At 54.9% G+C, this 22,365-nt stretch carries 21 protein-coding genes; 14 read left to right on the top strand and 7 right to left on the bottom strand.

The features are described from left to right. Positions 1-25 precede the first annotated feature (25 nt). From rnc to acpS, 5 genes are read left to right on the top strand one after another with little or no spacing between them, the layout of a single operon-like run. On the top strand, positions 26-706 hold the full coding sequence (gene rnc / locus L579_RS11365) for a ribonuclease III (protein ID WP_021184384.1): 681 nt from the start codon (positions 26-28) through the stop codon (positions 704-706). A gap of 45 nt (positions 707-751) precedes the next feature. Next, positions 752-1,657, top strand: coding sequence for a GTPase Era (gene era / locus L579_RS11360; protein ID WP_021184383.1), 906 nt, complete (start codon positions 752-754; stop codon positions 1,655-1,657). Positions 1,658-1,660: 3 nt separating this feature from the next. After that, entirely contained in the window at positions 1,661-2,389 is a 729-nt protein-coding gene (recO, locus tag L579_RS11355; protein ID WP_021184382.1) for a DNA repair protein RecO, read from the top strand. 59 nt (positions 2,390-2,448) lie between these two features. Further along, complete coding sequence (gene pdxJ, locus L579_RS11350) at positions 2,449-3,180, top strand: pyridoxine 5'-phosphate synthase (RefSeq protein WP_021184381.1); 732 nt, start codon at positions 2,449-2,451, stop codon at positions 3,178-3,180. Further along, positions 3,180-3,560 (top strand): holo-ACP synthase, encoded by a 381-nt coding sequence (acpS, locus tag L579_RS11345; RefSeq protein WP_021184380.1) that lies wholly within the window; start codon positions 3,180-3,182, stop codon positions 3,558-3,560. The genes pdxJ and acpS overlap by 1 nt, the downstream gene beginning before the upstream one ends. Here acpS and L579_RS11340 read toward each other — a convergent pair. Further along, complete coding sequence (locus tag L579_RS11340) at positions 3,557-3,805, bottom strand: YfhL family 4Fe-4S dicluster ferredoxin (RefSeq protein WP_021184379.1); 249 nt, start codon at positions 3,803-3,805, stop codon at positions 3,557-3,559. The two genes, acpS and L579_RS11340, sit on opposite strands and share 4 nt — an antisense overlap. A 274-nt stretch (positions 3,806-4,079) precedes the next feature. On the opposite strand from L579_RS11340, the gene L579_RS11335 reads away from it, so the two are divergent. Beyond that, on the top strand, positions 4,080-4,940 hold the full coding sequence (locus L579_RS11335) for a glycosyltransferase family A protein (RefSeq protein ID WP_021184378.1): 861 nt from the start codon (positions 4,080-4,082) through the stop codon (positions 4,938-4,940). Between the two features lie 106 nt (positions 4,941-5,046). Here the strand turns inward: L579_RS11335 and L579_RS11330 are convergent, their stop codons facing one another. Then, a complete protein-coding gene (locus L579_RS11330) occupies positions 5,047-5,886 on the bottom strand; it encodes a MurR/RpiR family transcriptional regulator (RefSeq protein WP_021184377.1) in 840 nt (279 codons plus the stop codon). 201 nt (positions 5,887-6,087) lie between these two features. On the opposite strand from L579_RS11330, the gene yfhb reads away from it, so the two are divergent. Beyond that, positions 6,088-6,726 (top strand): phosphatidylglycerophosphatase C, encoded by a 639-nt coding sequence (gene yfhb, locus L579_RS11325; protein ID WP_021184376.1) that lies wholly within the window; start codon positions 6,088-6,090, stop codon positions 6,724-6,726. Between the two features lie 52 nt (positions 6,727-6,778). Beyond that, positions 6,779-7,276 (top strand): tRNA adenosine(34) deaminase TadA, encoded by a 498-nt coding sequence (gene tadA / locus L579_RS11320; RefSeq protein WP_021184375.1) that lies wholly within the window; start codon positions 6,779-6,781, stop codon positions 7,274-7,276. Here the strand turns inward: tadA and mltF are convergent. Further along, positions 7,273-8,733, bottom strand: coding sequence for a membrane-bound lytic murein transglycosylase MltF (mltF, locus tag L579_RS11315; protein ID WP_021184374.1), 1,461 nt, complete (start codon positions 8,731-8,733; stop codon positions 7,273-7,275). The genes tadA and mltF overlap by 4 nt on opposite strands. 269 nt (positions 8,734-9,002) lie before the next feature. On the opposite strand from mltF, the gene purL reads away from it, so the two are divergent. Beyond that, the gene (gene purL, locus L579_RS11310) at positions 9,003-12,893 is read left to right on the top strand and encodes a phosphoribosylformylglycinamidine synthase (RefSeq protein ID WP_021184373.1); all 3,891 of its coding nucleotides are present in this window, start codon (positions 9,003-9,005) and stop codon (positions 12,891-12,893) included. A gap of 226 nt (positions 12,894-13,119) precedes the next feature. Here the strand turns inward: purL and L579_RS11305 are convergent, their stop codons facing one another. After that, positions 13,120-13,338, bottom strand: a complete 219-nt coding sequence (locus L579_RS11305) for a hypothetical protein (RefSeq protein WP_152521885.1) — start codon at positions 13,336-13,338, stop codon at positions 13,120-13,122. 133 nt (positions 13,339-13,471) lie between these two features. On the opposite strand from L579_RS11305, the gene L579_RS11300 reads away from it, so the two are divergent. The 4 genes from L579_RS11300 (at position 13,472) to glnB (ending at position 17,319) form a co-directional block, all read left to right on the top strand. Beyond that, a complete protein-coding gene (locus L579_RS11300; RefSeq protein WP_021184372.1) occupies positions 13,472-14,899 on the top strand; it encodes a sensor histidine kinase in 1,428 nt (475 codons plus the stop codon). Between the two features lie 3 nt (positions 14,900-14,902). After that, on the top strand, positions 14,903-15,571 hold the full coding sequence (gene qseG, locus L579_RS11295; protein ID WP_021184371.1) for a two-component system QseEF-associated lipoprotein QseG: 669 nt from the start codon (positions 14,903-14,905) through the stop codon (positions 15,569-15,571). Further along, positions 15,571-16,902, top strand: a complete 1,332-nt coding sequence (gene glrR, locus L579_RS11290) for a two-component system response regulator GlrR (RefSeq protein ID WP_021184370.1) — start codon at positions 15,571-15,573, stop codon at positions 16,900-16,902. The genes qseG and glrR overlap by 1 nt, the downstream gene beginning before the upstream one ends. Positions 16,903-16,980: 78 nt before the next feature. Continuing rightward, entirely contained in the window at positions 16,981-17,319 is a 339-nt protein-coding gene (gene glnB, locus L579_RS11285) for a nitrogen regulatory protein P-II (protein WP_007886217.1), read from the top strand. A gap of 61 nt (positions 17,320-17,380) precedes the next feature. Here glnB and hmpA read toward each other — a convergent pair whose 3' ends face one another. Then, on the bottom strand, positions 17,381-18,565 hold the full coding sequence (gene hmpA, locus L579_RS11280; protein WP_021184369.1) for an NO-inducible flavohemoprotein: 1,185 nt from the start codon (positions 18,563-18,565) through the stop codon (positions 17,381-17,383). Positions 18,566-18,903: 338 nt separating this feature from the next. On the opposite strand from hmpA, the gene glyA reads away from it, so the two are divergent. Beyond that, a complete protein-coding gene (glyA, locus tag L579_RS11275) occupies positions 18,904-20,157 on the top strand; it encodes a serine hydroxymethyltransferase (protein WP_013510106.1) in 1,254 nt (417 codons plus the stop codon). A 184-nt stretch (positions 20,158-20,341) separates the two neighbouring features. Here the strand turns inward: glyA and L579_RS11270 are convergent, their stop codons facing one another. Beyond that, positions 20,342-21,358: an ABC transporter ATP-binding protein gene (locus L579_RS11270; RefSeq protein WP_036626459.1), complete on the bottom strand. Its 1,017-nt coding sequence runs from the start codon at positions 21,356-21,358 to the stop codon at positions 20,342-20,344. Beyond that, complete coding sequence (locus L579_RS11265; RefSeq protein WP_021184367.1) at positions 21,351-22,355, bottom strand: ABC transporter ATP-binding protein; 1,005 nt, start codon at positions 22,353-22,355, stop codon at positions 21,351-21,353. Before L579_RS11265 ends, L579_RS11270 begins: the two co-directional genes overlap by 8 nt. Between the last annotated feature and the right edge of the window lie 10 nt (positions 22,356-22,365).

The following is a 22,365-nucleotide window of genomic DNA, read 5'->3' as shown; positions in this document are numbered from 1 at the left end:
AGAAGCACAAAAGAACTGGAATCGCATGAACCCCATCCTCATTAACAAGTTGCAGCGCAAACTGGGCTACACTTTTACTCATCCGGAATTGTTGCAACAGGCTCTGACTCACCGCAGCGCCAGCAGTAAACACAACGAGCGTCTTGAATTTCTTGGCGATTCAATTCTCAGCTATGTCATTGCTAATGCGCTGTATCACCGCTTTCCGCGGGTTGATGAAGGCGACATGAGCCGTATGCGTGCGACACTGGTACGTGGAAATACGTTGGCAGAAATGGCGCGTGAGTTTGATCTTGGCGAGTGTTTACGTCTGGGGCCAGGTGAACTGAAAAGCGGCGGCTTCCGTCGCGAATCGATTCTTGCTGATACGGTGGAAGCGCTGATTGGCGGCATTTTCCTCGACAGCAATATTCAGACCGTCGAAAAGCTAATTCTCGACTGGTATCAAACGCGACTGGAACAGATCAGTCCGGGCGATAAACAAAAAGATCCAAAAACGCGCCTGCAAGAGTTTTTGCAGGGACGCCATCTGCCGCTGCCTTCGTATCTGGTAGTGCAGGTGCGTGGTGAAGCCCACGACCAGGAATTTACCATTCACTGTCAGGTGAGTGGCATGGCTGAGCCGGTGGTGGGCGTAGGTTCCAGCCGCCGTAAAGCAGAACAGGCCGCCGCCGAACAGGCGTTGATTAAACTCGGCCTTGAATAGTCACATCGCAGCACCCTGACCGGTGCTGATTAAGTCAGGACTCGAATGAGCGAACACGAAACTTATTGCGGCTTTGTCGCGATTGTTGGCCGACCCAACGTCGGCAAATCCACCTTGCTGAACCAGTTGCTGGGGCAGAAGGTGTCGATCACCTCGCGCAAGCCGCAAACCACGCGTCACCGCATCATGGGTATCCATACTGAAGGGCCATACCAGGCTATCTATGTGGACACGCCCGGATTGCACATGGAAGAGAAGCGGGCGATTAACCGCCTGATGAACCGTGCTGCCAGCAGCTCCATCGGTGATGTTGAACTGGTAATTTTCGTGGTTGATGGCACACGCTGGACGCCAGATGACGAAATGGTGCTGAACAAGCTGCGTGATGGCAAAGTGCCGGTGGTACTGGCGGTGAACAAGGTGGATAACATCCAGGATAAAAGCATCCTGCTGCCACATCTCCAGTTCCTCGGTCAGCAGATGAACTTCACGGATATCGTCCCAATCTCGGCTGAGACGGGTAAAAACGTTGATACCATTGCGGCCATCGTGCGCAAGCGTCTGCCCAAAGCGGAACATCACTTCCCGGAAGAGTACATCACCGACCGTTCGCAGCGCTTTATGGCGTCCGAGATCATCCGTGAAAAACTGATGCGTTTCCTCGGTGCAGAGCTGCCGTATTCCGTTACCGTTGAGATTGAAAAGTTCGAGACTAACGAACGCGGTGGCTATGATATCAGCGGCCTGATTCTGGTCGAACGCGATGGTCAGAAGAAAATGGTGATTGGCAACAAAGGTGCCAAAATCAAAACCATTGGTATCGAAGCGCGCAGAGATATGGAAGAGATGTTCGAGGCCAAAGTTCACCTCGAGCTGTGGGTGAAGGTGAAATCTGGCTGGGCGGATGACGAACGTGCGCTGCGCAGTCTGGGTTATGTAGACGACCTCTAACCGATGGAAGGCTGGCAACGCGCCTTTGTGCTGCATAGTCGCCCCTACAGCGAAACCAGCCTGCTGCTCGATCTGTTTAGCGAAAGCGAAGGGCGTGTGCGTGTCCTTGCCAAAGGCGCACGTTCACGTCGTTCACAACTCAAGGGGGCGTTACAACCTTTTACCCCCTTGCTGGTACGCTGGGGCGGGCGCGGCGAAGTCAAAACGCTGCGTAACGCTGAAGCGGTATCGCTGGCACTCCCCCTGAGTGGCATCACGCTCTACTGCGGTCTGTACGTCAATGAACTGCTGTCGCGGGTGCTGGAGCAGGAAATCCCTTTCTCTGACCTCTTCTTCGATTACCTGAATTGCATCCAGGCGCTTGCCGCTGTCAGCGGCACGCCGGAGCCAGCCTTGCGTCGTTTCGAACTGGCGCTGCTCGGACATCTGGGATACGGCGTTGATTTCCTGCACTGCGCGGGCAGTGGCGAAGCGGTGGATGATGGTATGACCTACAGCTACCGTGAAGAGAAAGGTTTCATTGCCAGCCTGGTGGTCAATCAGCGTAGTTTTACCGGTCGCCAGTTGCGGGCGCTGTGGTCACGCGAGTTCCCTGATGCCGATAGCCTGCGTGCCGCCAAACGCTTTACCCGAATGGCGCTGAAGCCCTATCTGGGTGGCAAACCGCTTAAGAGTCAGGAACTTTTTCGCCAGTTTGTACCGAAAAAGAAGCCGGATGCGTCGAGCGAATGATGCCAGTCCTGTTGCTACGCGGTACACTGTAAACTCACTAACCCTGGTTAAGGATTGTCATGGCTGAGTTGCTGTTAGGGGTCAACATTGACCACATCGCCACCGTACGTAACGCGCGTGGCACGAATTATCCCGATCCGGTGCAGGCTGCATTTATTTCTGAACAGGCGGGTGCGGATGGTATTACCGTACATCTGCGTGAAGACCGCCGTCATATCACCGATCGTGACGTCCGTATTCTGCGCGATACCATCCAGACGCGTATGAATCTGGAAATGGCGGTGACCGATGAGATGGTTGGCATTGCCTGTGACATCAAACCACACTTCTGCTGCCTGGTGCCGGAAAAACGTCAGGAAGTGACCACTGAAGGCGGTCTTGATGTGGCGGGTCAGCAGGACAAAATCAATGCCGCGGTTAAACAGCTGAGCGAGGCGGGGATTCTGGTGTCATTATTTATCGATGCCGATCACCGCCAAATCGAAGCCGCCGTGGCGAGCGGTGCACCTTACATTGAAATTCACACCGGTGCGTATGCGGAAGCACCCGAAGGTCTGGCACGCGATGCCGAGCTGGAGCGCATTCGTAAAGCAGCCACCTTTGCAGCCAGTCTCGGCCTGAAAGTGAATGCCGGGCACGGTCTGACCTACCATAACGTGCTGCCGATTGCGGCGCTGCCGGAAATGCATGAACTGAATATCGGTCATGCCATTATTGGTCGCGCGGTGATGAGTGGTCTGGCTGAGGCGGTCAAAGAGATGAAGTTACTGATGCGGGAAGCGCGTCGTTAATGGCTATTCTCGGACTGGGCACCGATATTGTTGAAATCGAGCGCATTGCCGGGGTGATTGAACGTTCCGGCGACCGACTGGCGCGTCGTGTGCTGAGCGAAGCCGAGTGGCAGCAATATCAAACACACCAGCAGCCAGTGCGTTTTCTGGCGAAGCGTTTTGCGGTGAAAGAAGCCGCAGCCAAAGCGTTTGGCACCGGTATCCGTGGTGGTCTGGCGTTCAATCAGTTTGAGGTTTATAACGATGCGCTGGGCAAACCGGGGCTGCGTTTTTTCCAGCATGCCGCTGACATTGCCCGTCAACTCGGGGTGCAGCATGTGCACGTCACGCTGGCGGATGAGCGCCATTACGCCTGTGCCACGGTGATTATCGAGAATTAGTGGTGTAGCTCCACAAATTTCTCCCACAGCGCCTCGCGGCTTTCGGGGTGCTGTGGATCGGGAATGATGGTGTTATCAATGGGGCACACGCTCAGGCACGTTGGCACATCATAATGACCGACACATTCGGTGCAGCGGTCGCTATCGATCTTGTAAATGGCATCCCCGAGGCTGATGGCCTGGTTAGGGCACTCCGGTTCGCACATGTCACAGTTGATACAACGCTGGGTAATCAGTAAAGCCATGATCTGTTGAATTTCTGGTTAATCGGTAGTAATAAGCCGCGCACCTTACCATAATTTAATCTTTGCCCCAATCTGAAGTCCGTTTTTTCTTCATCAGTTTTGCGCTAGCGCAAAACGCTGACATCTATTTCATTTCAGTGATAATGTGATGAATTTTATAGTAAGTTTTTATCAGGCGAATAATCTCAATGTTTTTTCATGTTTACTAATGAGAGCATAATGGGTGTTTTGAGTTAGCATCTGTGGCATCAAGGATGAGTTAAATGGATTGACAATGGATGCCCCGACTGAATTAATCAGGCAGCGTCACGCTGGTGATAAGTCCCATATTGATTTAAGTTATATAACCCACTTTTATTGCAATCAGGAATCTATCGATTCCGTTTTATCGCTGTTGAAAGAGTATGAAACCTATCCAGATGGGTTATTGGATCGGGTTGAGTTTATTATTGTAGATGACGGCTCACCAATTGCCTACGATATTCCTGAGCTGAATATTAATTTCACCTGGTTACGTATTACGACTGATATTAAATGGAATCAGGGTGGGGCGCGTAATCTGGGGGTGACCTATGCCAAATCTGATAAGATCTTAATATCGGATCTCGACCACGCTTTCCCGGCAGCCACGCTGACTTCTCTGGCGAACATGGCAAACCCGGGACGACGTTTCTACAAACTGTGTCGCAAGCGTGCGGATGGGACTTACTATAAAGGCCATGCCAATCTTTTTTTTATGAGCCGCGCCCGCTTCTTACGCTTTTATGGTTATGATGAAGAATATTGTGGTCACTATGGCGCAGAAGATTATCGATTTGTGAAATACCAGAAATATCAGGGTTCGCAACAACGTTATATGCCAAAGGATATTTGGTGTTATGAACGCTCTCTGGATAGAGCAAAAACCTACCACAGTTTAGAACGCGATTTATCGGTTAATACGCCCATCGATTTACGCAAGAAGCAGGAATGTGACACTTTCGGCAAGGAGTTTGGTCACAGTCGGCTGTTTCTTAATTTTAACTGGGTTAAAGTGAAAAGCCATTGCCGACAGTCAATCACGGCACCAAAAATAAGAAAATATTGGCGTCCCTTATGGTGGTGGCGTTGGTTATGCGCGTACGCAGCGCGATAGAAATAATCGATCACCTTACTCGTAGCGGCGCGATTTATCGCGCTTTTGATTTTGACGTTGTGGTCAGAAAGCGCGATAAATCGCGCCGCTACATATCCGGCACGGTTTACACCAGTTTTTTCACCAATTCTTCGCTATGACGAATATGGCTGGAGGCGCGTTCCGGGTCGTTCTGCACCAACGCCATAAACAACAGGTCAGTCAGAGCGAGTTGGGCGCTGGTTGAGGAAATTGCCGCACTACGCGTACTTTGTTCCTCCGCAACGGTATACAGACAATGGGTAGCGCACTGCTGCAAGGTATTGGGGGTAAAGCCGGTAAATGCCAGCACATCCGCGCCGGTCTGGGCTGCTTCCTGCGCTGCCAGGTTGATTTCGCGCCGTTCACCGGTGTACGAAATGGCGAGCAACACATCTCCGGCAGTCATCGCCTGCACACTGGCAAGCAACGCATGCATATCCTGCTCGGCCACCGCGTTGATGCCAATTTTCATCAACTTCCACGAAAAATCTTTGGCGACCAAACCGGATGCACCAATTCCCACCAGCAGAATGCGATTGGCATTTTTCAGCAACTGCAATGTCTGAAGCAGCATCTCTTCACTGTTAATATCCAGCGTGGCGCGAATTGCCGAGATTTTCTCCGCCAACAGTTTTTCACCCACCACTTTCAGTGGGTCATCGCTGAGAATATGGTTGTGCACGGTGATGGCATCACGATCGGCCAGCGACTCACTCAGGGCCAGCTTTAATGCCGGAAAACCTTTATAACCCAGTTTCTGGGCAAACTTGACCACGCTGGACTGGCTGACGCCGGATTCTTCCGCCAGTTTTTGCGAACTCAGATGCCGTGCGCGATCTGGCTGCGACAATAAAAAATCCGCCAAACGACGCTCGTTAAGCGCCAGGCGCGGATAAAGCTGACGAATCCGCAGCAATGAACTCATGTCCGATCCTTAATTCAGAACGTAAGGCGTTTTTAGTCTGATCCCGGCGACCAGGAATGTCGCATGACAGACTACCGACCAAGAGAATAAACTATTCAGCTGGCATTGTAGTCATTGGAATTAAAAATGACACTTTTCACCCCCGACCGCGGATGCTGGCTACACTGTAAGGCACATGCGGCAGAATACCAGGAGAGTAGGTTGACAAAGGGTACGCAACGACGCGTGGTGTTTTTTGATCTCGACGGCACGCTACATCAGCAGGATATGTTCGGTACGTTTATGCGTTATCTGCTGAGACATCAGCCGCTGAATCTTTTGCTGGTGCTGCCATTGTTGCCGGTGATCGGCGCAGGATTGCTGTGGAAAGGCCGTGCCGCACGTTGGCCGATGAGCTTGTTATTATGGGCGATCACCTTTGGCCACAGTGAAAAGCGTCTGGTGCAGCGCGAAGCCGAGTTTGCCGATTGGTTTCGTCAGCGCGTCACCGCATTTCCGGTGGTACAGCAACGCCTGACTGATTATCTCAGTAGCGATGATGCGGATGTCTGGTTAATCACCGGCTCCCCCCAATCGCTGGTGGAGCAGGTCTATTTCGATTCGTCATTTCTGCCGCGTGTGCAGCTGATTGCCAGTCAGATGAAACCAGGCCGTGGTGGACGGGTGCTGGCGATGCGTTGTCTGGGGCATGAAAAAGTGGCGCAGCTGGAGGAGAAAATCGGCACACCTCTCCAGTTATACAGTGGCTACAGCGACAGTAAACAGGACAATCCGCTGTTGTTCTTTTGCCAGCACCGCTGGCGTGTCACCCCGCAGGGTAACCTGCAACAACTGGAATAACCCATCGTTTCCGTTATAATGCGCCGCCTTTACAACCCGCAGGAGCTGCCCGGTGAACCCACAGACAGATGAATACTGGATGCGTCACGCATTGCGTCTCGCACGGCTGGCGTGGGAGCAGGGTGAAGTGCCGGTTGGCGCGGTTCTGGTGCAGGGCGATACGGTGATTGGTGAAGGCTGGAACCGACCAATTGGTCAGCATGATCCTACGGCACATGCGGAAATCATGGCGCTACGTCAGGGCGGCAAAGTGCTGGAAAACTATCGCCTGCTGGATACTACCTTATACGTCACGCTTGAACCCTGCGTAATGTGTGCCGGGGCGATGGTACACAGCCGGATTACCCGGCTGGTCTATGGCGCAAAAGATGAAAAAACCGGTGCTGCGGGTTCACTGCTGGATGTGATTGGTCATCCCGGGATGAACCACCAGATTCAGATCGATTCTGGTGTGTTGGCGGAGGAGTGCGCAGCGATGCTGAGTGACTTTTTCCGCATGCGCCGCGAGCAAAAGAAAGCACTGCGCCAGGCGCAGCGCGACGCCGGTTAATTCATCGCAATTTTGGGTTCGACTGCCGGGTAACCGGCCCCCAGTTCTGCTTCCATAGCGGATTGTTGTGCCAGCCGCTTCTCCTGTTCCTGTAAGTAACCCTCAAGGCTTATCTGATACTTACGGATATTCTCGACGTAATTGTACGCCTCATGGCCGCGCGCATAGCCGTAGGTGGTCTGGGCGTAGTAACGTTTCTGGCTCAGCATCGGTAAACGCAACTTCACGTCAGCCCAACTGTCCGGGTTGCCGCCTTGTTTGGCGGTCAGCTTACGTGCATCCAGCATATGGGCGTAACCCATGTTATAGGCAGCCAGCGCAAACCAGATACGTTCATCGTCCGGGATGGTCGTGGGGACCTTTTCAATCATTCGTTGCAGATATTCGCTGCCGCCACGAATGCTTTGCTCGGGGTCAAGCCGATCGGCAACGTCGAGGCTATCGGCGGTATTGCGCGTCAGCATCATCATACCGCGTACGCCGGTAGGCGAGGTTGCCTGCGGATTCCAGTGCGACTCCTGATAAGAGATAGCTGCCAGTAAGCGCCAGTCGATGCTGGAAGCATACTTTTCAAATAACGGCTTAATATCCGGCAACGTGTTGTCGATGGCACGCAGGAAGGTGCGGGTATCGACATAATCAAAGGTGCCGACGTGACCGAGGTACTTCTCTTCCAGTCGCGCCATCGTGCCTTCTTCACCCATCTGGCTATAGAAGTCGAGCATCGCTGCGTTCAGGCTGTCATCCTGCTCATCGCGAGGCAGATACCAGGTGACCGGCTCTTCGTCGGTGATATCAAAGGCGACCGCCAGCTGGGGATGGATGCGTTGCAACAGGCCGATCGTGACAGAATCCCCCACGGTGTAATCCAGCTTGCCATCCGCCACGGCTTCCAGCAGCGCTTTTTGCCCCTGATCGGCCGCAATTGACCAATCGAGATCGGGATAATGGTCAGCTTTAGCGGAACGCAAAGTTGACAGGTACGCCGATCCGGACTGCACAACCAGCCGACCTTTCAGGTCACCGAGATTTTTCGGTCGCGGCTTATCAATGCGGTACACCAGCTGTTGCGATACCGAATAGTAACTCGGTCCGGTCTGATAACGGGCGATGCGATCGTTGTTGTAGATCAGGCCCGCCGCCAGCAAATCCGCTTTACCATCATCGAGATCGTCAAACAGGTCACCGAGGTTCGGACGCACCGTTACCTCAAGTTTGACGCCCAGATAATCGGCGAAGCGTTTCGCCAGCTCGTAGTCCATACCGGCTGGTGCATTATTGACGGTGTAGTATGTCAGCGGGGAGTTAACAGTACTGATGCGCAGCACTCCCCGTGATTTGATCTGCGATATCGCGTCTTTACCACCCCCGTACCAGGGGATAGAAGGCCACAGTGCCAGCGCAAGCAGCACGGTGATCAGACCGATGAACAGATAGTTTAATTTCAGGCGTTTCAAATAGTTGTCTCTCGCTGGCTCTAAGGCCTCTGTCTTTAATAGGCAGTATTGATCTTCTTTGAACTCCCAGAGCGAAGGGCATTTTGCGCAACAAAGTGAGTCGGAGCAACTTATATAGCAAGATTTGCGCAATTTTCAGGCAAATACTAAGACTCATAAATTCTGCGCAAACGGTTTCGTAACCGGTGCCGTTTCTCTATAATACGCCCCGTTTTCCCTGTTGCGCCCAATGAAGCGTCGCCCGGCGCTTCGAAGACGAGAGATCTTTAATGATGGAAATTCTGCGTGGTTCGCCCGCCCTGTCGGCATTTCGTGTAAACAAACTGCTGACCCGCTTTCAGGACGCTCATCTGCCGGTGAGTGATATTTACGCCGAGTACGTCCATTTTGCCGATGTCAGCGCGCCGCTGAGTGCGGATGAAAAAGCCCGCCTGCAACGTCTGCTGAAATACGGTCCGTCTCTCGCCGAGCATGCGCCACAAGGGCGTCTGTTGCTGGTGACGCCGCGTCCAGGCACCATTTCACCCTGGTCTTCCAAAGCGACCGATATCGCTCACAACTGCGATCTGCCGCAGGTGCTCCGTCTGGAGCGCGGTATGGCGTTCTACGTACAGGCACCTGAACTGACCGAAGCGCAGTGGCAAACTCTCGCCAGCCTGCTGCATGACCGCATGATGGAGACGGTGTATGGCGATCTCAACGATGCGCAGCAGCTGTTTGTGCACCATGAACCGCAACCGCTGAAAAGCGTGGATGTGCTGGGTGGTGGTCGTCAGGCGCTGGAGCAGGCCAACACGACGCTGGGGCTGGCACTGGCCGATGACGAAATCGACTATCTGCTGGATGCCTTCACTAAACTGGGCCGCAACCCGAACGACATTGAACTCTATATGTTCGCGCAGGCGAACTCAGAGCATTGCCGTCACAAAATTTTCAACGCCGACTGGATTATCGACGGTGAAAAACAGCCGAAGTCGCTGTTTAAAATGATCAAAAACACCTTCGAACAAACCCCGGATCATGTGCTGTCTGCTTATAAAGACAACGCAGCGGTGATGGAAGGTTCTGAAGTCGGCCGCTACTACGCCGATGCTGAAAAAGGTGAATACAACTTCCATCAGGAAGAAGCCCATATCCTGATGAAAGTAGAAACCCATAACCACCCGACGGCGATTTCGCCGTGGCCGGGTGCCGCGACCGGTTCCGGTGGCGAAATCCGTGACGAAGGTGCAACCGGTCGTGGCGCGAAGCCAAAAGCGGGCCTGGTGGGCTTCTCCGTTTCCAACCTGCGTATTCCGGGCTTTGAACAGCCGTGGGAAGAAGATTTCGGTAAACCAGACCGTATTGTCACCGCGCTGGATATCATGACCGAAGGCCCGTTGGGTGGCGCAGCATTTAACAACGAATTCGGTCGTCCGGCTCTGAACGGCTACTTCCGTACGTATGAAGAACGCGTTAACAGCCACAACGGCGAAGAGTTGCGTGGTTACCACAAGCCCATCATGCTGGCAGGCGGCATTGGTAATATCCGTGCCGACCATGTCCAGAAAGGCGAGATCGTTGTTGGTGCCAAACTGATTGTACTGGGTGGCCCGGCGATGAACATCGGTCTGGGTGGTGGTGCGGCATCGTCGATGGCTTCTGGCCAGTCTGATGCCGACCTCGACTTCGCTTCCGTTCAGCGTGACAACCCGGAAATGGAACGTCGCTGCCAGGAAGTGATCGACCGCTGCTGGCAGTTGGGTGAAGCTAACCCGATTCTGTTTATCCACGACGTTGGCGCGGGCGGTCTGTCTAACGCCATGCCGGAGCTGGTGAGCGATGGTGGCCGTGGTGGACGCTTCAATCTGCGTGATGTGCTGAGCGATGAGCCAGGTATGAGCCCGCTGGAAGTGTGGTGTAACGAATCGCAGGAGCGTTATGTGCTGGCGGTTGCACCGGACAAATTGCCGCTGTTTGATGAACTGTGCAAACGCGAGCGCGCCCCTTACGCGGTGATCGGTGAAGCCACTGAAGAACAGCATCTGAGCCTCGCCGACAGCCATTTCGATAACAAACCGATCGACATGCCGCTCGACGTGCTGCTGGGTAAAACGCCGAAGATGACGCGTGACGTAGTCCGTCAGCAGGCGCAAGGCGAAGCGTTGCAGCGTGACGGCATTACCATTGCCGATGCGGTAAACCGCGTGCTGCACCTGCCGACCGTGGCCGAGAAAACCTTCCTTGTCACCATTGGCGACCGTACCGTGACCGGTATGGTGGCGCGTGACCAGATGGTTGGTCCGTGGCAGATCCCGGTTGCTAACTGTGCAGTGACGACGGCCAGCCTCGACAGTTACTACGGTGAAGCTTTCGCCCTGGGCGAACGCGCGCCAGTGGCGTTGCTCGACTTCGCAGCTTCGGGCCGTCTGGCGGTGGGTGAAGCGCTGACTAACCTGGCGGCCACGGCAATCGGTTCGCTGAAGCGCGTTAAGCTCTCTGCGAACTGGATGTCGGCTGCTGGTCATCCGGGTGAAGATGCTGGTCTGTATGAAGCGGTGAAAGCGGTGGGTGAAGAACTTTGCCCGGCGCTGGGTATCACCATCCCGGTGGGTAAAGACTCCATGTCGATGAAAACCCGCTGGCAGCAAGGCAATGAACAACGCGAAATGACTTCACCGCTGTCGCTGGTGATCACCGCGTTTGCCCGCGTTGAAGACGTGCGTCGTACCGTCACCCCGCAGCTACAGGCGGACAAAGACAACCTGCTGCTGCTGGTGGACCTCGGCAACGGTGCCAACACCCTGGGCGCGACTGCGCTGTCACAGGTTTATCGTCAACTGGGCGACAAACCGGCCGACGTGCGCGATGCACAGCAACTGGCTGGCTTCTTCAACGCCATTCAGGCGCTGGTGGCACAGCAGAAACTGCTGGCCTACCATGACCGTTCCGACGGCGGTCTGCTGGTGACGCTGGCTGAGATGGCGTTTACCGGCCACTGCGGTGTTGAGGCAGATATCGCCGCACTGGGCAGCGATGCGCTGGCCGCGCTGTTTACCGAAGAGTTGGGTGCGGTGGTTCAGATCAACGCAGCCGATCGCGATGCAGTGCTGAAGACCTTCGCTGACCACGGTCTGGCGACCAACGTACATGTGATTGGTCAGGCGCTGCCGGGCGATCGCTTTGTTATCCGTTCTGGTGAGCAGGCGGTGTACAGCGAAAGCCGTACCACGCTGCGTACCTGGTGGGCAGAAACCACCTGGCAGATGCAACGCCTGCGTGATAACCCGGCCTGTGCCGATCAGGAACACGACGCGAAGAAAAACGACAACGATCCGGGCCTGAACGTCCATCTGACCTTCAAACCAGAAGAAGATGTGGCAGCACCGATGATCGCCACCGGTGCACGCCCACGCGTCGCCGTGCTGCGTGAGCAGGGTGTGAACTCGCACGTTGAAATGGCAGCCGCGTTCCATCGTGCTGGTTTCACCGCCGTTGACGTCCATATGAGCGATCTGCTGGCGGGCCGTCGCGGTCTGGAAGAGTTTCACGCGCTGGTGGCTTGTGGCGGCTTCTCCTACGGTGACGTGCTGGGTGCCGGTGAAGGCTGGGCGAAATCGATTCTGTTCAACAGCCGCGTGCGCGATGAGTTTGAAAACTTCTTCCATCGTCCACAGACGCTGGCGCTGGGGGTGTGTAACGGTTGCCAGATGATGTCCAACCTGCGCGAGCTGGTGCCGGGCAGCGAACTGTGGCCACGCTTTGTACGTAACCAGTCAGAACGTTTTGAAGCGCGCTTCAGCCTGGTGGAAGTTGCTGCCAGCCCGTCGCTGCTGCTGGACGGTATGGCCGGTTCGCGTATGCCGATCGCCGTGTCGCACGGTGAAGGTTTTGTTGAAGTGCGTGATGGTGCCCATCTGGCAGCGCTGGAAAGCAAAGGTCTGGTGGCGCTGCGCTTCGTCGACAACTTCGGTAAGGTGACGGAAACCTATCCGGCCAACCCGAATGGCTCGCCGAACGGTATCACCGCCGTGACCAACGAAAGCGGTCGCGTCACCATTATGATGCCGCACCCGGAGCGCGTATTCCGTACCGTCAGCAACTCCTGGCACCCGGCAGAGTGGGGCGAGGACAGCCCGTGGATGCGTATTTTCCGCAACGCACGTAAGCAGTTGGGTTAACCGCACCGCTTGTAGCAGCGCGATTTATCGTGTATCAGGGGCGTCCATCAGGGCGCCCTTTTTATTGAATGTCGGAAAATGGCGACACCGCTACGGTTATCATGTCGCCAAAAGGTGACATCTAACTCATTGATATTATTAGTGGTAATTTTTACCCCTGAAACCCGTTGCTAATTAGCGACACTTTACCGGACCGGACGGTAAAAATTTCCCGCCAGTCGGACATTCACTCGGGCATTTGTCTGATAATAAACACTATTTTATTTTTGGCACGATACTTGCTATAATCTTTGCGTTGCTCATTCTCCTGCTTATGATTGCCCCGCATTGCGGTTGAGCTCATAAAAACTGAATGACGCACCAAACGGTGCCTGCCGTCCACCCAACCGATAATCGCTTGCTTTGCAACGTTATCAAGCATCGGACGTAACGTTGAGTTAGGCACCACCTTATTCCTGCGCGAGGCATTCGGCATCGCGCTTAACGGCAGGCATCGCGCCTGCCGTTTTCTTATCTGTACTTTCTTCCGCTGTCAGACTCCGCTAGCATTCCTCAGTCAAATTTTAAGGAAATCTGTTGTGAAGAGATGGCGTCTGTTTCCCCGATCGTTGCGTCAACTGGTGTTGATGGCGTTCCTGCTGGTGCTGCTGCCCTTGTTGGTGCTGGCCTGGCAGGCATGGGAAAGCCTTTCGGCGCTGAGTAATCAGGCGGCGGATACCAATCGCAACACCTTTACCGATGTGCGCCGAAGCGAAGCGATGGCACGTACGGCCATCGAACTCGAACGCAGCTATCGGCAATATTGTGTGCTGGGTGACGAGACCCTGGCCCATTTGTACCAGTCGCAACGGGTGCGCTACGACCAGATGCTCAGTAGCCACGCGGCCAGCCTGCCGGAGTTACCCGCGTTCAAAGTCTTATCCGCAACGCTGCCACAGCTCGAAACGCTGCAATGCACCAATGGCAATCCGGCAGCCCCCGCTGCGGCGGCGCTGGAACGTTTCTCCGATACCAATGCGCAGATGGTCCAGGCCACACGCGAAGTGGTCTTTTCCCGTGGTCTGCAATTGCAGCGTGAAATTGCCGATCGCGGTCAGTTTTTTGGCTGGCAGGCACTGATATTGTTCCTGATCAGTCTGGCATTGGTGCTGCTGTTTACCGGGATGATTATTGGTCCGGTCAAGCGCGTCGAACGTATGATCAACCGACTGGGCGAAGGGAAAGCGCTGGGCGACAGTGTCAGCTTTGGTGGTCCGCGAGAAATCCGCTCCCTCGGCCAACGGATCGTATGGTTAAGCGAACGCCTTAGCTGGCTGGAGACGCAGCGGCATGAGTTTCTACGCCACCTGTCACATGAGCTGAAAACACCGCTTGCCAGCCTGCGTGAGGGTACGGAGCTGCTGGCCGATCAGGTGGCCGGTCCATTGAACAGTGAGCAGCAGGAAGTGGTGGCGATCCTCGATACCAGCAGTCGTCATCTGCAACGCCTGATTGAGCAATTGCTGGACTACAACCGCAAACTGGCAGATGGCCCAATGGCGCTGGAAACGGTGGCGCTGGATAGCATCATCGATACCGTGGTGAAGGCACATTCATTGCCCGCCCATGCCCGGCAGATGAATACCCACGTTGATTTGCAGGTGAACCATTGCCTGGCGGAAACCACCCTGTTGCAACGGGTGATCGATAACCTGTATTCGAACGCCGTGAACTACGGTAGCGAATCCGGTAACATCTGGCTGCACAGCCAACAGAAGGGCGATGAGGTGTGGATTGAGGTGGCAAACACCGGCACACCCATTCCGGCTGAGGAGCAGGCGATGATTTTTGAGCCTTTTTATCAGGGCAGCCAGCAGCGCAAAGGGCCGGTTAAAGGCAGCGGGCTGGGCTTAAGCATTGCTAAAGATTGCCTGCGCAGGATGCAGGGTGATTTGCAATTGGTGACGCGCAAGGATGCGGATGTCTGTTTTCGTATTATTTTGACTACCACCGCCGGGAATGCCTGATCAATGAAATTATCCCTCAGTAACTTACTCGCAGCTGGCCTGATGGTCTTTGGCCTGGCGGGCTGCCATGCACCGGCCAACAACAGCGCCCTGCGTGAAGATGCAACGCTGCCGGAGCCGCAGGTGCGGCTGCCGGACTATCTGGCAACCGATTGTGGCAACATCTGGCAAATCGATTATCCCGCCGCGATGAATAACCCTTTGTATTGGCAACGGGCGATTGATTGTGCTGAGCGGCTCTCCCCGGCGGAAGCCCGAGCGGAGGCGCGCCGCTGGCCGGTGCAAAGTTGGTCACGCGCCTTTAAGCAGGGCGTATTGCTGGCGAATGGCAACGTGACGCCACAGGAGCGCCGTGATTATGTGGAGACGCTGGATAGCTATAGCACCGCATTTCCTGCTGCCGTTCGTCCACTGATTCAATTGTGGCGCAGCAATCAGGCCGCGCAGCTTGAACTGAGCGAGGCGCGAGGCCGCTATACGCGCCTGCAACAGAGCAGCGACGCTGAACTGGATAGCCTGCGTCAGCAGCAACGCACGCTGCGTAAATCGCTGGATGACACGCAACACAAGCTGGAGCGTCTGACTGATATCGAGCGCCAGTTGTCCTCGCGTAAGGCACCCGACAGCAGCGACAGTGCACACAGCAGCAGCACCAATGAGGAGCAGCCCTGATGAAACAGGCCGCACGATTATTGCTGGTGGATGACGATCCTGGTTTACTCAAGCTGTTGGGAATGCGTTTGAGTAGTGAAGGCTATCAGGTAGCGACTGCGGCCTCCGGCCCGGAGGCGTTACGCCATCTGCAAAAAGAGAAGGTCGATCTGGTAATTAGCGATCTGCGGATGGATGAGATGGATGGCCTGGCGCTGTTTGGCGAAATTCAGAAGCGTCATGCGGGATTGCCCGTCATCATCCTGACCGCGCATGGATCGATCCCGGAAGCCGTCTCAGCCACCCAGCAGGGGGTATTCAGTTTCCTCACCAAACCGGTGGATCGTGACGCGCTGTATAAAGCCATTGATGAGGCGCTGGCACAACGCGCCCCGGCCAGCGATGACAGTTGGCGGGAAGCGATCGTGACACGTAACCCGTTGATGTTGCGACTGCTGGAACAGGCACATATGGTGGCGCAATCTGACGTCAGCATTTTGATCAACGGCCAGAGCGGTACGGGTAAAGAGGTGCTGGCGCAGGCGATTCATGCCGCCAGCCCGCGTGCCAGCAAACCCTTTATCGCCATCAACTGTGGGGCATTGCCGGAACAATTGCTGGAATCGGAGCTATTCGGCCACGCCAAAGGCGCATTTACCGGGGCGGTGAGCGCGCGTGAAGGGTTATTTCAGGCGGCGGAAGGCGGTACGCTGTTCCTTGATGAAATTGGTGATATGCCGCAGGCATTGCAGGTTAAGCTGCTGCGCGTGTTGCAGGAACGTAAAGTGCGCCCGCTCGGTAGCAACAATGATGTCAGTATCAATGTGCGGATCATTTCCGCCACCCATCGTGATCTGCCCAAAGCGATGGAGAAGAAGAGTTTCCGCGAAGATCTTTACTATCGCCTCAACGTGGTGAATCTGAAGATCCCGGCGTTGCACGAACGCGCCGAGGATATTCCGCTGCTGGCGAATCATCTGCTGCGCCAGGCTGCCGATCGCCATAAACCTTTTGTGCGCAGTTTCTCGGTGGATGCCATGAAACGCCTGGTGGGTGCCAGCTGGCCGGGCAATGTGCGTCAGTTGGTGAACGTGATCGAGCAATGCGTGGCGTTGAGTACCTCGCCGGTGATTGGCGATGCGCTGGTGGAGCAGGCGCTGGCGGGTGAAAATACGGCACTGCCGACCTTTGTCGAAGCGCGTAACCAGTTTGAGCTGAATTATCTGCGCAAGCTGCTACAAATGACCAAAGGAAATGTGACTAATGCGGCGCGTCTGGCTGGACGCAACCGCACTGAATTCTATAAGCTGCTGTCGCGCCATGAACTGGACGCCAGCGATTTTAAAGAGTAGCTTGCTGCGGCTGCGGCAGAAACACTTATACTATCTGTTACCCGTCCGGCCACGGAGGGAGTGAAAAAAGGATCTGTCATGAAAAAGATCGATGCAATTATCAAACCATTCAAACTCGATGATGTACGTGAGGCGTTAGCCGAAGTTGGCATCACCGGGATGACGGTCAGCGAAGTGAAAGGTTTTGGTCGTCAGAAAGGTCACACCGAGCTGTATCGCGGTGCTGAGTATATGGTCGACTTTCTGCCGAAAGTAAAAATCGAAATGGTGGTGGGCGACGATATCGTTGATACCTGCGTTGAAACCATCATGAAAACCGCGCAGACCGGCAAGATCGGCGACGGTAAAATCTTTGTCTTCGATGTTGCGCGTGTGGTGCGTATCCGTACCGGCGAAGAAGACGAAGAGGCGATCTAAGCCCCTCGAATTGCTGAAAAGCCCGCAACGTTTCGCGTTGCGGGCTTTTTTATTACAGGATTTACAACACCTTATGCGGACCAAATACCTCGTAATGAATACGTTCCGCATCGATGCCGGCATCCAGCAACTGGCGAGCGACAAATTGCATAAACGCCAGCGGGCCACATAGCCAGAACTGACGGTCTGCCTCGCCCAGTGCGGCAGAAGCGGAGCCTAAATCCATCAATCCCGCCGCATCGTAACGCCCCGTCTCTTCGGCAGCGGGCTGGCGATACCAGATATGGCTGGCAAAATGCGGCAGGCGGCTGCCCAACGCTTTGACTTCTTCATCAAACGCATGTTGTTTGCCATCTTCCGCCGCATGCAGCCAGTTAACTGCCGCCGGATGCGTCTGTGCAGCCAGCGTGGCGAGCATTGCCAGCATTGGCGTTTGACCGACACCTGCTGAGATCAGCGTGACGGGTGTGGTCGGTGTCACTTGCAGGAAGAAATCTCCCGCCGGTGCCGTGCATTGCACCACATCACCGACTTTTGCCCGATCGTGCAGCCAGCCGGACACCGTGCCCAGATCTTCACGTTTCACCGCAATGCGGTAGCACTGACCATTGGGTTGATGTGTCAAGGAGTACTGGCGGTGTTGCAGATTTCCTGTGCTGTCCGGGCGCAGACTGATCGCCAGATACTGACCAGGCAAGAAATCTGCCACTGCCTCGCCATCGACGGGTGCCAGCTCGAAACTTTTAATCACGCTGCTTTGCTGCTGAATGGCGCGGATGCGGAAATCACGCGCGCCACGCCAGCCGCCGATTTTCGCCTCTGACGTGCGATAAAGGGTTTCTTCACGCTGGATAAACACCTCAGCCAATACCCCATAGGCTTTACCCCAGGCCTGTAAGACTTCCTCGCCGGGGTTCAGCAGTTCCTGAATGGTCGCCAGCAGATTCTCACCCACGATAGCGTACTGCTCCGGCTGAATATTCAGGCTGACGTGCTTCTGGGCGATTTTTTCGACCGCGGGCAATAACACCGCAAGGTTCTCCAGATTGGCGCCGTAAGCGCAGATGGCATTGAACAGCGCTTCACGCTGATTACCGCTGCGCTGGTTGTTCATGTTGAACACGTCTTTGAGTTCCGGGTGCTGCGTCAGCATTCGCTGATAGAAATGGCCGGTGAGCTGGGGGCCTAATTGGGCAATGGCGGGCAGGGTCGATTTAACGGTAGCGATGGTTTGCGCGTCGAGCATGGTGAATCCTCATGGCAATTTAAAAGATGTATTTTAAATGCATCTTATAATCCGAGCGCAGGGGTTGTAAATCCCCCTGATCGTTGCGGGATCTTTCGCCTGCTCTGGAATCCGCCTCGCAAACCTGAAATTTTTTCCGCTTCATGCTGAGGAAATATCGTGATTCACAGGGTTGCAAAAATGCGTAAAAAACCCGTTCCAGCGCCTTGCCAATCGTTTGCGTAAAAAGAAAGGATTGCGGCTACCGTCACCTGCCAAAACGGTTTACACTGTTGGCCTTCGCCCCTTAGCGGGGCTTAAACTGCCGTTAAAAAAGTTAGCTGAGTCAGGAGATGCGGATGTTAAAGCGTGATATGAACATTGCCGATTATGATGCCGAGTTGTGGCAGGCGATGGAGCAAGAGAAAGTGCGTCAGGAAGAGCACATTGAACTGATTGCTTCTGAAAACTACACCAGCCCACGCGTTATGCAGGCGCAAGGTTCACAGCTCACCAATAAATACGCGGAAGGGTATCCGGGCAAACGCTACTACGGCGGATGTGAATACGTAGATATCGTTGAACAGCTGGCGATCGATCGCGCCAAAGCGCTGTTTGGCGCAGATTACGCTAACGTACAGCCGCACTCCGGTTCTCAGGCTAACTTTGCGGTGTACACCGCGTTGCTGCAACCGGGCGATACCATTCTGGGTATGAACCTGGCGCACGGTGGTCACCTGACTCACGGTTCTCCGGTTAACCTGTCCGGTAAACTGTATAACGTGGTGCCATATGGCATCGATGAAACCGGTAAAATCGACTACAACGAACTGGCTGAACTGGCGAAAACCCATAAGCCGAAAATGATCGTTGGCGGTTTCTCGGCATACTCTGGCGTGGTTGACTGGGCAAAAATGCGTGAAATCGCTGACAGCGTGGACGCCTGGCTGTTCGTGGACATGGCACACGTTGCTGGTCTGATCGCTGCTGACGTCTATCCGAACCCGGTTCCGCATGCACACATCGTAACCTCAACCACCCATAAAACCCTGGCGGGTCCGCGTGGCGGCCTGATCCTGGCGAAAAACGGTGACGAAGAGCTGTACAAAAAACTGAACTCCGCGGTGTTCCCGGGTGGTCAGGGTGGCCCGCTGATGCACGTTATCGCCGGTAAAGCGGTTGCGTTCAAAGAAGCGATGGAGCCTGAGTTCAAAACTTACCAGCAGCAAGTAGCCAAAAACGCCAAAGCGATGGTGGAAGTGCTGCTGGAGCGCGGTTACAACATCGTTTCTGGTGGCACCTACAACCACCTGTTCCTGATTGACCTGGTGAGCAAAAACCTGACCGGTAAAGAAGCGGATGCCGCGCTTGGCCGTGCCAACATCACCGTCAACAAAAACAGCGTGCCGAACGATCCGAAAAGCCCGTTTGTGACCTCTGGTATCCGTATCGGTACCCCGGCGGTAACCCGTCGTGGCTTTAAAGAAGCGGAAGTGCGTGAACTGGCTGGCTGGATTGCTGACGTGCTGGACAACATCAACGACGAAGCCACCATCGAACGTACCAAACAGAAAGTGCTGGATATCTGCGCACGTCTGCCGGTTTATGCCTGATAAGGCCTGAGTTCGAAGCGATAGAAAGGATGGCGTTAAGCCATCCTTTTTTTATGCCTTGTGAATGACATCAGTGGTCGCGGCGCGATGTATCGCGCAGGTTTACATCACAGAAGACAGCGCGATAAATCTCGCCGCTACAAATGAATACAACTACGCTGGCTTCCATCGACTGTGAACTTTCTTATGCCCCGGATTCAACCGGTGCCAAATGGCAGGCCACCCGCTGCCCCTCCGCTTTGGTCGCCAGCACGGGGCGTTCTATGCGACAGCGTTCGGTAACATAAGGACAGCGGGTATGAAAGCGACAGCCAGATGGTGGGGAAAGTGGGCTGGGTAGTTCACCCATCAGGCTAACGTTTTTACCGCGATCGCGGGGGTCCATGCTCGGTGCGGCACGCAGCAGGGCTTGGGTGTAAGGATGCAACGGCGTATTGAAAAGCGTTTCCGTATCGGCGACTTCCACCACCTCACCGAGATACATCACCGCCACCCGGTGAGAAATATGCCTGACCAGCCGCAGATCATGGGCGACGAATAACACCGTCAGATTGAGTTTTTGCTGCAAATCCAGCAGCAGGTTAACCACCTGCGCCTGCACCGAAACATCCAGCGCCGACACCAGCTCATCGGCGATCAACACCTGCGGCTCCACAGCCAGCGCGCGGCTGATACCAATGCGTTGACGTTGCCCACCGGAAAATTCATGTGGCAGTTTGTCGATAGCGTCGAGCGGAAGACGAACCAGCGTCATCAATTCACGAATGCGGGCGGGAATCTGCTCTTTGGGACACATGTTGTGTACCGACAGCGCCTCGGTCAGTACCTGTCCGACAGTCATGCGCGGGTTCAGCGAACTGTAGGGATCCTGAAAAATCATCTGCACCTGACGGTTAAAACTACGCCGCGCTTTGCCGCGCAGCGTGGCGATGTCTTTACCATTGAAGTAGATTTTACCTTCATTGGTTTGCAGCAGTCCGACCATTGTTCTTGCCAGCGTTGACTTGCCGCAGCCCGACTCACCCACCACGCCGAGCGTTTCTCCCGGCAGCAGATCCAGCCGGACACCGTTTAGTGCCTGGACAAACTTACGTGGCTTGCCCTGAATTTTTTCGAAGATCGACTGTGCCACCGGAAAGTGCACAATCGCTTCCTCGACGCAGACAATCGGTAGCGCTCGCTGCGCGATCATTTCACTCATTTCCAACCCCTTCCGGCAACCTCAGGTTCGCGTGATGATGACAGGCAACCTGATGATGTGGATTTATCACCTCAGACGCAGGCAGTTGCCTGAGACAAACGTCAGTTTTATAACGACAACGTGGGCTGAAGCTGCATCCCGCTGGCAGATCAAGCAGGGAAGGGGGCGTGCCCTCAATCGACAGCAGCGGTTGGCGTTCACCACCATTTTGCGGCACGGAGGCGATCAACCCCTGAGTATATGGATGGCGGGGCTGACGGAAGATCTCCTCTACCGGAGCGGTTTCGACGATCCGTCCCGCATACATCACCGCCACGCGATCGCATAACTGGGCGACTACGCCAAGGTCGTGGGTGACAAAAATAATCCCCATATCGAGCTGATCGCGCAGGTTAAATAACAGTTTGAGGATCTGCTCCTGAATGGTGACATCCAGCGCGGTGGTCGGTTCATCGGCCAGCAGCAGACGTGGATTCCCTGCCAGCGCGATGGCGATCATCACGCGCTGGCGCATCCCACCGGAAAACTGGTGTGGATAATCGTCAAGCCGGAGTTCCGGGGCAGGGATCCCAACCTGCGTTAAAAGCTCAATGGCCCGCTGACGCCGCTGCCTGCGCTTTAAATCGGTGTGCGCGCGCAGGCTTTCCTCAATCTGCCGCCAGACGGTGAGCACCGGGTTCAACGCAATCATCGGTTCCTGGAAAATCATGGCAATTTCCCCCCCACGAATGTTGCGCAGCTCGGCAGCTTTCATGGTTGAGATTTCACGTCCCTGCCATTTGACGGAGCCGGAAACCTCCGCGCTGCTCGGCATCAGACGCAGCAGCGAGCGCAGCGTAACGCTTTTGCCGGAACCGGATTCACCCACTAACCCAAGAATTTCCCCCGGCAGAAGGTTAAAGCTCACCTCCTGAATGGCCCGCAGACTACCGCGAGAAGTATGAATCAGGGTATTGAGTTGATTCACCTCCAGCAAAGGGGATGTTTTACCGGGCATAATTCGCTCT

Origin of the sequence: Pantoea sp. AS-PWVM4 (genome assembly GCF_000468095.1) — a bacterium.
In the GTDB taxonomy this organism is placed as follows: domain Bacteria; phylum Pseudomonadota; class Gammaproteobacteria; order Enterobacterales; family Enterobacteriaceae; genus Pantoea; species Pantoea phytobeneficialis.
This window is presented reverse-complemented; position numbering and strand designations above follow the sequence as displayed.

Excerpts from the sequence above, each read along its gene's own strand:
- hmpA (WP_021184369.1), bottom strand. The coding sequence starts at position 18,565 with ATGCTCGACGCGCAAACCATCGCTACCGTTAAATCGACCCTGCCCGCC.
- glnB (WP_007886217.1), top strand. The coding sequence starts at position 16,981 with ATGAAAAAGATCGATGCAATTATCAAACCATTCAAACTCGATGATGTA.
- glyA (WP_013510106.1), top strand. The coding sequence starts at position 18,904 with ATGTTAAAGCGTGATATGAACATTGCCGATTATGATGCCGAGTTGTGG.
- L579_RS11335 (WP_021184378.1), top strand. The coding sequence starts at position 4,080 with ATGGATGCCCCGACTGAATTAATCAGGCAGCGTCACGCTGGTGATAAG.
- L579_RS11265 (WP_021184367.1), bottom strand. The coding sequence starts at position 22,355 with ATGCCCGGTAAAACATCCCCTTTGCTGGAGGTGAATCAACTCAATACC.
- L579_RS11270 (WP_036626459.1), bottom strand. The coding sequence starts at position 21,358 with ATGAGTGAAATGATCGCGCAGCGAGCGCTACCGATTGTCTGCGTCGAG.
- purL (WP_021184373.1), top strand. The coding sequence starts at position 9,003 with ATGATGGAAATTCTGCGTGGTTCGCCCGCCCTGTCGGCATTTCGTGTA.
- recO (WP_021184382.1), top strand. The coding sequence starts at position 1,661 with ATGGAAGGCTGGCAACGCGCCTTTGTGCTGCATAGTCGCCCCTACAGC.
- glrR (WP_021184370.1), top strand. The coding sequence starts at position 15,571 with ATGAAACAGGCCGCACGATTATTGCTGGTGGATGACGATCCTGGTTTA.
- rnc (WP_021184384.1), top strand. The coding sequence starts at position 26 with ATGAACCCCATCCTCATTAACAAGTTGCAGCGCAAACTGGGCTACACT.
- pdxJ (WP_021184381.1), top strand. The coding sequence starts at position 2,449 with ATGGCTGAGTTGCTGTTAGGGGTCAACATTGACCACATCGCCACCGTA.
- L579_RS11340 (WP_021184379.1), bottom strand. The coding sequence starts at position 3,805 with ATGGCTTTACTGATTACCCAGCGTTGTATCAACTGTGACATGTGCGAA.
- era (WP_021184383.1), top strand. The coding sequence starts at position 752 with ATGAGCGAACACGAAACTTATTGCGGCTTTGTCGCGATTGTTGGCCGA.
- L579_RS11330 (WP_021184377.1), bottom strand. The coding sequence starts at position 5,886 with ATGAGTTCATTGCTGCGGATTCGTCAGCTTTATCCGCGCCTGGCGCTT.
- acpS (WP_021184380.1), top strand. The coding sequence starts at position 3,180 with ATGGCTATTCTCGGACTGGGCACCGATATTGTTGAAATCGAGCGCATT.
- qseG (WP_021184371.1), top strand. The coding sequence starts at position 14,903 with ATGAAATTATCCCTCAGTAACTTACTCGCAGCTGGCCTGATGGTCTTT.